At 50.0% G+C, this 12,049-nt stretch carries 9 protein-coding genes; 5 read left to right on the forward strand and 4 right to left on the reverse strand.

Annotation, left to right across the window (positions count from 1 at the left end):
• Positions 1-213: 213 nt before the first annotated feature.
• The 4 genes from D3H65_RS02755 to D3H65_RS02770 form a co-directional block, all read right to left on the reverse strand.
• Positions 214-1,416, reverse strand: a complete 1,203-nt coding sequence (locus D3H65_RS02755) for an alginate lyase family protein (RefSeq protein ID WP_119048787.1) — start codon at positions 1,414-1,416, stop codon at positions 214-216.
• Between the two features lie 5 nt (positions 1,417-1,421).
• Complete coding sequence (locus tag D3H65_RS02760) at positions 1,422-2,255, reverse strand: ATP-binding protein (RefSeq protein ID WP_119048788.1); 834 nt, start codon at positions 2,253-2,255, stop codon at positions 1,422-1,424.
• A 310-nt stretch (positions 2,256-2,565) separates the two neighbouring features.
• Positions 2,566-4,713: an alpha-galactosidase gene (locus D3H65_RS02765; protein ID WP_119048789.1), complete on the reverse strand. Its 2,148-nt coding sequence runs from the start codon at positions 4,711-4,713 to the stop codon at positions 2,566-2,568.
• A 257-nt stretch (positions 4,714-4,970) separates the two neighbouring features.
• Entirely contained in the window at positions 4,971-5,837 is an 867-nt protein-coding gene (locus D3H65_RS02770; protein ID WP_119048790.1) for an AraC family transcriptional regulator, read from the reverse strand.
• 588 nt (positions 5,838-6,425) lie between these two features.
• On the opposite strand from D3H65_RS02770, the gene D3H65_RS02780 reads away from it, so the two are divergent.
• The 5 genes from D3H65_RS02780 (at position 6,426) to D3H65_RS02800 (ending at position 12,001) form a co-directional block, all read left to right on the forward strand.
• Positions 6,426-8,084 (forward strand): UxaA family hydrolase, encoded by a 1,659-nt coding sequence (locus D3H65_RS02780; protein ID WP_119048792.1) that lies wholly within the window; start codon positions 6,426-6,428, stop codon positions 8,082-8,084.
• A gap of 160 nt (positions 8,085-8,244) precedes the next feature.
• Positions 8,245-9,411: a mannonate dehydratase gene (gene uxuA / locus D3H65_RS02785; protein WP_211345608.1), complete on the forward strand. Its 1,167-nt coding sequence runs from the start codon at positions 8,245-8,247 to the stop codon at positions 9,409-9,411.
• Between the two features lie 333 nt (positions 9,412-9,744).
• Positions 9,745-9,891 (forward strand): hypothetical protein, encoded by a 147-nt coding sequence (locus D3H65_RS32775; RefSeq protein WP_162915374.1) that lies wholly within the window; start codon positions 9,745-9,747, stop codon positions 9,889-9,891.
• A 77-nt stretch (positions 9,892-9,968) separates the two neighbouring features.
• A complete protein-coding gene (locus D3H65_RS02795; RefSeq protein ID WP_119048795.1) occupies positions 9,969-10,634 on the forward strand; it encodes a FadR/GntR family transcriptional regulator in 666 nt (221 codons plus the stop codon).
• Between the two features lie 161 nt (positions 10,635-10,795).
• Positions 10,796-12,001: an MFS transporter gene (locus D3H65_RS02800; protein WP_119048796.1), complete on the forward strand. Its 1,206-nt coding sequence runs from the start codon at positions 10,796-10,798 to the stop codon at positions 11,999-12,001.
• Positions 12,002-12,049 lie beyond the last annotated feature (48 nt).

Here is a 12,049-nt window from a genome sequence, read left to right on the forward strand (position 1 = left end):
AAGTAAAAGTAAAAAGCATCAGCAAAAGCATAAGCCTATCACGGGCGTTAAACCAGGCTGTCTCCCTTTCGAAGGGCTATCCCAGGGTGGGTCGCCCTTCCGGGGCGGCTCACCCTGATTTGGTCGAAGGAGTATTCTTGCCCCATGGGGGCTACCGCTTTGTAGCAGATCGTATCAAACGTGTATTCTTGCCCCTTTAGGGGCAATCCTCTATTACCGTCCGTAAAGCAGCACCGCCGCCGGATCTTTCACCGTTTTAACCAATTGCTCCGCTCGGGCGGTATACGCAGGCGCTTTCCAAATCGTGCCTGCCTGTGCTACCACCGGCAGCATATCTTCCTTGTTGTAGCGATTGATCTGTTGCCAGGTCCAGGCCTTTTCACCAAATGCATAGGGTGTCAGCCAGTCGAGGGCTGTGCGCAGGCCCGCCCCTTTTGAGGTCGTATAATTCCAAAGATCCGTGCCTGCCTGACTGGCCAGGCCAGCCAGTGTAAACCAGGCCCGCAGGTTAAAAGTGCTGTAACCAAGGGCCGCCGTCCTTTCCAGCTCCAGCGGCATCTGCCCTTCGGCCGTCAGCTGACTGTCCATTCTTTTCTTGCTTTCTTCCGCCAGCTCATGGGCTTTGGCTTTATCGCCACAGAACAAGGCAAAGTCTACCACCTGCACATAATACCAGGTGCCGTGGTTATTTTTAGCCGCATGTTCTTCCTTGCCATTTTTACTGGTGAGCATCCATTGCAGGTATTCCTTGTACCATTGTTGTAAAGCCTGGTGATCCTGGAGCGGCCATGCCTTCGATCCTTTCAGCAGACCGGCAGCATCGGCAATATTGGTCAGCGCAATGGTCTCGATGATCCCAATACCCCTGCCATCATTGATGCCGGGAATGGCTTGTCCGTAATTGAGGTGCGGGTTCATCCTGGTAGTCCCGTCCAGGAACCAGCAGCGCAGCAGGGAGGCAGCTTTATCAGCGTATTGTTCCTTACCCGTGAAGTACCAGGCCAGTGAAAGTAAGTGGGCGGCATTTTCCAGTTTACCCAGGTTGCTCCGGTCCGTGATCTTATAGATCTCCGGGTTGCGTTCACCATCCCGCCGCAGGTAAGGCAGGCCATTGGGTTTTGAACTGTCATACCAGAAGTAGGGGGCCTGGCTCATATAATCATGCTTATTGCCACTTACCGGCGTAAGGCCTTTGTCCATGACGGAGACGGGTTTCATCTCCAGCAATTTGTCCGCCTCCTGTAATAAGTTGAGCAGCGGTTGCTCCACCCCTTTGTCCTTTGCCTGCACGGATTGTTTTACCCGGGCCAGGTGTTGCGCATCCACCAGGAATACTTCCGGCAACTGGGCGCTGGCCGTCAGGGCAATGACAGGCAACGTAAATACAACAAGGAGGACGGGTAACAAAGGTCTCATAATCGTTATTTAAGTTGGTAAGCGGCTACGGTCTTGGCAAAGAAAGTAGGAACATATACGATCTTCTTTACCGGATCATAACCAATATCGGCGGTGTTTCTTTTCTCCAGGTGTGTATCCAGCAGGGTTTCTACTTTTCCATTGGCCTGCACATAAAAGATATACCCTGCCCAGGCTGTCACAATATAATCACCATTGCCTACCGGTTCAATACCATCAGCGCCTTGCGGCAGGTCAGCAATTTTGGTGATCTGTTTTTTGGCATCTGCTTTTAAGAATGATTTGCCCGAGCCGATGATCAGTTCATTGCCTACCGCTTTCAGGCCATTGACGCCTGTCATACCTTCCAGGTACAGCGTGAGCCGGTCATTTTCCAGCTTCCATATCTTGAATGTTTTGGAGTCCGATACATATACTTCGCCTTTGTCGGAAACAGTAATGTCATTGAAGGAGCGGGCGCTGTCGTGCATGATCTTCTTTTCTACTTTCGCGTTCTTCATATCTATGACCACTACCGAATTGAAGTCCGCCACATACAGGCGGTTCTTATAGATACCCATTCCTTTGGGACAATGGAGTCCGGTGATCCAGGTAGAGTCGTAGAATTTTCCATCGGGGCTGAGGGCGCCAATGCCGCCTTTGCCATCCGCTTCCCAGGGTTGCCCGTCGATGAGCGATACGAGCAGGATATTCCGGGAACTGTCTTTTTGATCGAAGTACAATACCGATTCAGGTACTGCCACCACCGAATCCGTTTCCCATATTTTAACCAGCGAATGTGTTTGCGCCTGCGCGCTGATAGCGATGATCGTTAGTAAGGATGCTAAGGTTTTTTTCATGTTGGTTGTGTTTCTGTTAACACCCGTAAGATATACAGAAAACAGAATACAGAAGCCAGAATTTAGAATAGAGAAGAATAGGCTAAGATGTCAGGCTGAGTCCCGCTGAGGCGGGATAAACGCTGTCGAAGCCGTCATTTGGATCAAGGTGGGCCGCCCTGCCGCACGGCATTGCAGCGCTGCAGGGTGATTCACCTTTATGAAGCCGTCTCAAGGGTGGGTCGCCCTGCCGTACGGCATTGCAGCGCTGCAGGGTGGGTCGCCCTCTAAGGGCGGCTCACCCTGATCTAAAGAAGCCTCACTGCCTTCCTCACTCCTCCGTCAACTCAAATACATTACTGCTCAGCGGCGCGATCCTCCCCGGGGCCAGGTTGAGCCCGATGTTCATCAGGTATTCGCCCGTAAGCACTTTGTCATTATCCGGGTTGGCAGCCTTCGTGTCCGGAAAAAGATTGATCTCTCGGAAGCGGTATTTTTTCTGCGGATCCAGTCCCTGCAGTTTTACCCGCGAAAAAATATCCTTGCGCCGTGTTTGTAATTGATAGTTGAACAGGATGGCCTTGCGCTTGTCTTCAGCTACGTACATCAGTACCGCCCTGCTTTCTTCATAGGGAGAAATGATCCGGTACAGGTTGCCAAACCAAACGGTCTCGCTGATGCGCTTGTAGGTCTTTACCGCCTCCTGGCTGAATAGCAATTCCTGCGGCGTAAAATTATTCACCCGGATATCATAACCCATTTTACCCATCATCGCCACATCCGTCCTGAACTTGAGGGATTGGAGTTTCCCCATGCTGGTCACATGCGCCGATATCGTATTGGAAGGGAAGAAGTAAGAATACCCCCATTGGATATACACACGTTCCAGCCCATCCGTATTATCGCTGGGCCAGAATTCTGTGAAGTATTTCAGGGCGCCATAATCTGTACGGCCACCACCACCGGCACACAACATGATCGGAAGGTGCGGATACTTGGTGCGGATGCGTTCCATCACTTTATAAAGGCCCTTGGTATATTCTATATAAAGATGTGATTGCTTTTCTTTGAGGTAAGGAGAGTAAGCATTCGTCATGCTGCGGTTGCAATCCCATTTGATAAAAGCGATACCGGGATTTTTCGTCATCATATCATCCACTATCCTGAATACGAAATCCTGCACCTGCGGATTCACCAGGTCCAGCACCAGTTGGTTGCGACCATAATTCTCTTCCCGGTTGGGTAGTTTCAATATCCAGTCAGGATGTTGCTGGTACAGGTCGCTCTTGGGGTTCACCATTTCCGGTTCCAGCCAGATGCCGAATTTAATGCCTTTATTGGCCGCTTCTTTTACCAGGTAACCAAGACCCGAAGGCAATTTCTTTTTGTCTTCCTGCCAGTCACCCAGCCCTGCTTTGTCATCATTCCTCGGGAAGTTGTTGCCAAACCAGCCATCATCCAGCAGGAAGAGGTCGATGCCCAGCTTTTTGCCTTCATCAAAGAGTTCTACCAGCCGCTTCTCATCGAAGGTGGTATGCGTAGCTTCCCAGTTATTGAGTAAAGTGAGCCGTTCTTTGTTGCCATCCAGCACACCATAGTTACGCGCCCAGTTGTGCAGGTTGCGGCTGGCTTGTCCCTTGCCCTGATCCGTCCAGGTAAATATAAAAGCCGGTGTAACGAATGGCTGGCCGGGTTCTGCATAATACTCCGAGGCAAAGGAATTGATACCTGCCCGCACCCGCAGGCCATTGCGCTGGTCCACTTCAAAAGTATACCGGTAATTGCCCGTCCAGGCCAGCGTGCCGGCGATCAGTTCCCCCGTGGTTTCAGTTGATTTTTCATTCAGCGAAAGGAAGAAGGCCTGCGTCTGGTAAAAATTGGTGCGCGTGCCCAGCTTGCTTTCCAGCGTCTTGATGCCATTGGTGAGCTTTTCTTCAATGATGTTTACCTCCCGTGCCCAGTCTCCATGAAACTGCGTCAGCCAGTATTCATCTCCATTGAAGTGCAGCAGCGAAGAGGCATATTCCGTAAGCATGGCCGGTTTCTTTTCGCGGTGCAGTATTTCCGCCCAGCTTTTGATCACATCACTATTGTAATAGGCTGTGTAGTGCAGGGTCACTTCCACCGGGTACACAGGGTCCTTCATCAATATATCCGTCTGTACCACATCATCGGTCCGGGTTGTTTTATGCGAAACATATTTTAACTCGAGCGAGGGATTGCCATCGTTGTGCACCATACGGATGGCCGGCTCAAACTGGTTGTCCATGCCTGCCGTCAGGTAGGCCTCACGCCCCCCGGAGGGATAGGCCGCCGGGGCTAGTTTTTTGCCCAGGTAAGATTGCACCACACGCTGGTTGCCTCCTACATTCAATACAAGGGCCGAGTGACTGGTTTCAATAACGATCTGTTTCGATTGGGCAAATGTGTTGCCGGCAAAACACGAAAGGAGGATAACAAAAGCAAACCTGGTAGGCATAATGGGTTGATTGATATGATCAGCAAATAAATGCTATTGCCACACAGCCCGTGCTGCAGGAGTTGGCCAGCTATTCAACCCTATTGGCTTCCTTAATTCAACTTAACGTATGTCCAGAGCCTGTCGAAGCCCTAACCGCGAAGCTGTTATTCTGTGCAAATCAGTGGCATCTGTGAGCTGCCTTTAAAAGCCAACACCCCCGCATGTTGCCATGCCGGGGTGCCGGTTCTCGTCAAGGAGCAGGAATCTACAGCGGTCTAGGCAATAAACTCTTTCTGATAACAGAGCGGGCTTTTGCCGGTGATCATCTTAAAGTATTTGTGAAAGCTGGTAAAGTTGTTGAAACCGCTTTCATAACAAAGTTGTTTAATGCTCAGGTTGTTTTCGATGAGCAGCTTACAGGCTTGTCCCACCCGTATTTCGATGAGGAATTGCGAATACGTTTTGCGCGTCCTGGACTTGAAATAGCGGCAGAAGGAGTTAGGGCTGATATTGGCTACTGCCGCAATTTCTTCCAATTGGATCTTACGCTTGTAGTTTTTCAATGAGTATTCATAAATAGCGTTCACGCGTTCATTTTCTGCATCTACCATATCATGCTTAAAGCCAATGGAAGAAAGCGTATTGAGTTGTTTGCAGTCGGCAATGGTCATCAGGGCTTCCATGAGGATGATGATCCTTTCCGAGCCATCCGTCTGCAGCAGTCTTTCCAGTAATTCGGCCACCTGCTGCCGGGTCTTTCCCGTGATCTGTAACCCCCTTCTTGCTTTTTCAAGCACCGTTTTGATATTGATGTTTTCCGGGAGGTGCAGGAATTGCTCACCCCAGAAGTTCTCACAAAAATGCGCCACCCGGATATCCGCCTGTACACGCGTATCCTCTTCAAAATACAGGTCATCAAAACGCCAGTAGTGGGGCAGGTGAGCGCCTACCATCACAATATCACCCGATTTGAATCTTTTGATACTGTCCCCGATAAACTGCGTGCCCTCTCCCTTTTTGAAATGGATGAGCTCTATTTCAGGATGGTAATGCCAGCGGTTATTGACATAAGGTACCAGGTCACGGCGTACGCTGAATGAATGGCGGGGGCCGGTGGATACTTTAAGGAGTTGAGGTCGCATGCAAGTGTTTGTTAGATGTTCGCTGATAAAATGGGTGGCAGGACAAGGTTTGGAAGGAACGGGTGGCGGAAGCATTCGGAAAATTATCCGAAAATGTTTCCGAAACTATGGCCAGGGTGGTCCCTTATCGGAACCGGTAAAAAAGTAAATGGAAACCTGTTTGTCAGGGATAAGAACACCGGTGGTGGTGGAGGCCTTTGTAAATGGCCGCTGCCGGTATAACACAGTAGTAGAGGCAACCAGACATCGATGATATGCCATGGCAAGCAATTTTAATGAACAGAATATAGCATTTAGTAACCTGGTACAAATTGGATTTTTTTTCTCATAGAGAAATGAAACCGGCTTACTTTTTTTATGCAAACGTTTTCGAAAATCAGGACAGTTCAGGATACTCGTTTTCGTAACCCCCGGATGCCTCCTGCGAGGCTTCAGGCCGCACTAATTCCCTTACAATCAGGGACACAACCCTCTTTTCAGGGGGCGGGTTATGCTAATACAGCTTAGTACTATGACAACTGTATAAAACTTTGAAACCACCTGCATTTCTTTATTTGTATTAAAGTTTTTTGGCACTTAAATGACGATATGCAGCATACACACAAATACCTCCAGATACACCCTGGCGACAATGTACTGGTGGCTTTACAGGACTTACCGAAAGGAACTTTGATCGAACTGAATAACCACACATTCCCTTTGACCGACCCGGTGGCCGGAAAACACAAATTCTCCATTCAACCTTTAAATCCCGGTGACAATATTTATATGTACGGCGTGCTGGTAGGCAAGGCAGATACAGCCATACAGCAGGGAGCAGCAATAACTACCAAAAATATTCACCATGCAGCAGAAGAATACAGTCTTGGCCAGCGCCGCCTGCAATGGGAGCAGCCCGATGTAACAAAATGGAAGGATAAGACCTTTATGGGTTTTCACCGGGCCAATGGCTCGGTAGGCACCGGCAATTACTGGATCGTGATACCCCTGGTATTTTGCGAGAACCGCAATGTGGAAGTACTGAAGGAAGCCCTGGTAGATAAGCTGGGATACAGCAAAACAAAGGCTTTCCAGGCTGATGTGGAAGCGCTGGTAAAGCTATACCAGGGAGGCAGCGCGGAGGCGGATATCCTGAATGCGCCCATGGAAGAACTGTTTACCGAACAGGCTGCACAGCGGGTATTTCCCAATGTCGACGGTATCAAGTTCCTGAACCATGATATGGGATGTGGCGGCACCAGGCTGGATGCGAACTCACTGTGTGGGTTGCTGGCCGGGTACATTACCCATCCCAATGTGGCCGGGGCTACCATCCTCAGCCTGGGCTGTCAACATGCCCAGGCTTCCATCCTGAAGCAGGAGATCATGAAACGCGATCCCGGCTTTAGCAAGCCCCTGGTGGTGCTGGAACAACAGAAAGAGGGTACAGAGCAGCAGCTGCTTAAAAAAGCCATTAAACAGACCTTTGCGGGCCTCATGCAGGCCAATAAGATTACCCGTCAACCCGCTCCTTTGTCCAGGCTTTGTATTGGCCTGGAGTGCGGTGGTTCCGATGGCTTTTCAGGCATCTCGGCCAATCCGGCTGTGGGCTACGTATCCGATATCCTGGTAGCACTGGGCGGATCAGTTATCTTATCCGAGTTTCCGGAATTGTGCGGCGTAGAGCAGGAGTTGAGCGACCGATGTGTGGATGAATCCACCGCTATGCGCTTCATGGAACTCATGCGCGTATACAATGCCCGGGCAGAGGCCGATGGCTCGGGCTTTTACGCCAATCCTTCTCCCGGTAATATCCGTGATGGATTGATCACTGATGCGATCAAATCGGCCGGCGCCGCCAAAAAAGGCGGTACTTCTCCCGTAACGGCTGTACTGGATTATCCTGAAATGGTAACAAAACCAGGATTGAACCTCCTGTGCACGCCCGGCAATGATGTGGAAAGCACTACAGCCGAAGTAGGCTCCGGCGCCAACATTGTTCTTTTTACCACCGGCCTGGGAACACCTACCGGCAATCCCATCGCACCGGTCATCAAGCTCTCCACGAATACGAAAACGTTTTCGAAGATGCCGGATATTATGGACATTAATTGCGGTACCATCATCGAGGGAACGGAGACGATCCCTCAAATGGCCGATCGCATCATGAACTATATCATTGAAGTAGCCAGTGGTCATGTACAGCCCAAAGCTGTATTGCTGGGACAGGATGATTTTATTCCCTGGAGAAGAGGCGTGAGTCTGTAGAGAATACAGAATATAGAATCCAGAATACAGAAGCTTGCGGCGCGCAACCCTCTTCTAAATTCTAAATTCTGAATTCTTCCATGCACTATCTTCGTCACGTAAACATTCATTCATTAATTTTTTCCTGTATTCAATGAGCACTCAACAGCAAGTACCCCTGATGGAACAATCATTTCGCTGGTTTGGCCCTAAAGATCCCGTAAGCTTATGGGATATCCGGCAGGCCGGCGCCACGGGCATCGTAACAGCCCTGCACCATATTCCCAATGGAGAAGTATGGCCCGTAGAAGAGATCATGCAGCGAAAAGAAGAGATCGAAGCAGCCGGATTAACCTGGAATGTAGTAGAAAGTATCCCCGTCCATGAGCACATCAAAGTGCAGAAAGGGGAGTACAGACAATACATAGAGAATTATAAAATGAGCATCCGCAATCTCGCAAAGTGTGGGGTGCATATTGTGACCTATAATTTCATGCCGGTACTGGACTGGACGAGGACTGATCTTGCCTATACCATGGAAGATGGTTCCAAAGCCTTGCGTTTTGAGCGCGCGGCCCTCGTAGCTTTTGATGCGCTGATATTGAAACGCAAAGGCGCCCAAACAGAATACAGTGCGCAGGAACTGCAACAGGCTGCCCAGCGCCTGGAAGCGATGAACGATACCGAAAAGACCCTGCTGCAGCGCAATATCATTGCCGGATTGCCGGGTTCCGAAGAGAGCTTTACCGTGCAGCAGTTCCAGGAGGCATTGGATACCTATGATGGTATTAATGCGGCCAAACTGCAGCAGCACCTCATCTATTTCCTCCAACAAATTACACCGGTAGCTGAAGAAGCGGGTGTGGTGCTGGCCATTCACCCCGATGATCCTCCTTATGCCATCTTTGGTTTACCACGGGTGGTGAGTACAGAAGCCGATGTGAATGCCTTGTTTGCTGCCGTTCCTTCCAAAGCCAATGGCCTGTGCTTCTGTACGGGTTCTTTTGGTGTGCGGGCTGATAACGACCTGCCGGGAATGGTCAAACGTTTGGGCGATCGCATCAACTTTATCCACCTGCGCAGCACCCAGCGCGATGCCGCCGGTAATTTTTATGAAGCCAATCACCTCGAAGGCGATGTAGATATGTATAGTGTGGTAAAGGAGATACTACAGGTGATGCGCAAGCGCAATATGGCCCTGCCCATGCGCCCCGACCATGGTCACCAGATGCTCGATGACCTGAAGAAGAAGACCAATCCCGGTTATTCTGCCATTGGCAGGCTGCGGGGGCTGGCTGAATTGAGGGGCCTGGAATTGGGTATAGCAAGAAGTTTTCCCAACCAGTAAGAAATCGTTGATCAGGCAGCCCTGCCGCCTGATGATACCGGGCAGCAACAGCATCCACTCCAAAGAGGGTGCTGTTGCTGCCCTTTTTTTGTGGAATAGCCCTGTTATACAATCTCTCCATCAACAGTTCAGGGTAAAGCCATTTCATCAACCCTCCATCGGCCTCCTGGAATACGATCATCGGAACCGTAAACAGCACGGCCCAGATGAGGAGGTATAAGCCCGGTGAAAAATAAATAGTGTATGTTGGCATAAGGGCAAGCTACCGCTATCCGTCCTGTTCAATATCAATGAATAGACAAAAGGGGTAAATGTGTTGACAAAAGCCTGAACATGGCCTGGATATTTTCTCCGTATTGCCTACGCTCCTTAGAACAATGGCCCCTTTTCATTGAGCGGTCAGGCAATACGGAGGCAAGCCGTAAGCAATGTGTGGGCAATACGCAGGCCATGCGCAGGAACAGGGTGGGAGGCGCGTAAAATAGTCAGGTACACAAATTATACTTGCTGATACGATTCATTCTACTATCTTTGACTCATCATATCATCAGACGACTATGGAACATGGCATCTCCAGGCGCTCGCTGGCCGATGAAGTGGCAGCGCGCCTGCAGCAACAAATTAAATCGGGACAGTATAAGGTGGGCGATCAATTGCCGGTGGAACCGGAGCTGATGCATCGATTTGGGGTAGGGCGTTCCTCTATCCGCGAAGCCATCAAACTGCTGGTCAACTCCGGACTGCTGCGGGTGCAGCAGGGTGTTGGCATGTTTGTAGAAGAACACGCTGGTATTTGCGAGCCGCTGTCGCAGCGGCTGAAGCGATCGGACATGAATGATATTAAAGAGGTGCGGCAATTATTGGAAATGAAGATCGCCGAGAAAGCCGCCGTTCACCGTACGGCCAAAGACGCCAAAAAAATACAACGTTGCTTCGAGGCACGTGAAAAGGCAGCCGCTGCAAACGATATTGCCGGCAGTGTGGAAGCGGACATCAGTTTTCACAATGCTATTGCGGAAGCATCGGGCAATGAAGTGCTGGCCGATCTCTACAAATCATTTTCCTCCCGTATAGGAAATGATTTCCTGAGCCGGTTTTCCGATACGCGGCCCTTTATCGACACAATGGACCTCCATAGACAACTATTAAAAAGTATTATTGACAAGGATCCAAAAGGGGCCTGGCATTTTGCCGCCCGCATCAACGGGCATGTATCTGCCTGACCAGTCATTGATTAAGAAACGAATGTTAGGAGCCTGTCGAAGGCGGCTACAGCGTGGGTCGCCCTTCAAGGGCGGCTCACCCTGAGCTAAAGGACCTTGTCGAAACCGTCTTCAAAAGAGTGTTTACTTAATTCAATGACATTGGATATCAAATTTTTCATATGAACTCGACAACTAACACTGCCGCCACTAAAGCGTTGGTGAGCACGACTGTATTTCCTATCCTCTTCACGATCAGTTTTACCCACCTGCTCAATGATATGATGCAGTCGGTTATCCCTGCTATTTATCCCCTTATTAAGGATAACCTGCAGTTGAATTTTGCACAGATCGGCCTGATCACTTTTACTTTTCAGATCACTGCTTCCCTGCTGCAGCCATTCGTAGGGCAGTATACGGATAAATATCCCAAGCCTTATTCACTGGCCATCGGCATGGGCTTTTCCCTGGCCGGGCTTACCGTGTTGTCCTTGGCTACCGGCTTTATCGGTATCCTGCTGGCGGTAGGATTGGTAGGGGTAGGTTCATCCATCTTTCACCCCGAAGCATCCCGCGTGGCGCACCTGGCATCGGGTGGCAAAAGAGGATTGGCGCAATCGATCTTTCAACTGGGTGGTAATGCAGGCAGCGCGATCGGTCCCTTGCTGGCAGCCGCCATCATTATTCCACATGGACAATCAAATGTCATCTGGTTTGGCCTGGTGGCGATACTGGGTATCGTTATCCTTTCTAAAATTGCCGTATGGTATAAAGAACGGCTGATACAACGGGCGGGTAAGGCCGCAGCTGCGGTGGTCGACAATGGCCTGTCCAGGAAGCGGGTGGTGATATCGATCACCATATTGCTGGTGCTCATCTTCTCCAAGTATTTCTATATGGCCAGCATGAGCAGTTATTTTACTTTTTACCTCATTGATAAATTTCATGTATCCGTACAGCAATCACAGATCTACCTGTTCATTTTCCTGGGCTCCGTAGCAGCCGGCACCTTGTTGGGTGGACCACTGGGCGATCGCTTTGGCCGCAAATACATCATCTGGATATCTATACTGGGTGTAGCGCCTTTCACGCTATTGCTGCCGCATGCCAACCTCTTCTGGACAGGTGTATTATCCGCCATCATTGGGGTGATCCTCGCTTCTGCTTTCTCTGCTATCCTCGTATATGCACAGGAATTGGTGCCCGGTAAAGTGGGCATGATTGCCGGCCTGTTCTTTGGTTTTGCCTTCGGTATGGGTGGTCTGGGATCGGCCCTGCTGGGCAAACTGGCGGATATGACGAGTATTGGTTATGTATTTCAGGTATGTGCTTATTTACCCCTGATCGGTATCATTACAGGATTTCTGCCAGGATTGAGGAAGAAATAATGTAGGATGTAGGATTTCGAATTCTTTAGGTGCAGCTTGCTGTTGAAA

The sequence above is a fragment of the Paraflavitalea soli genome (assembly GCF_003555545.1).
In the GTDB taxonomy this organism is placed as follows: Bacteria; Bacteroidota; Bacteroidia; order Chitinophagales; family Chitinophagaceae; genus Paraflavitalea; species Paraflavitalea soli.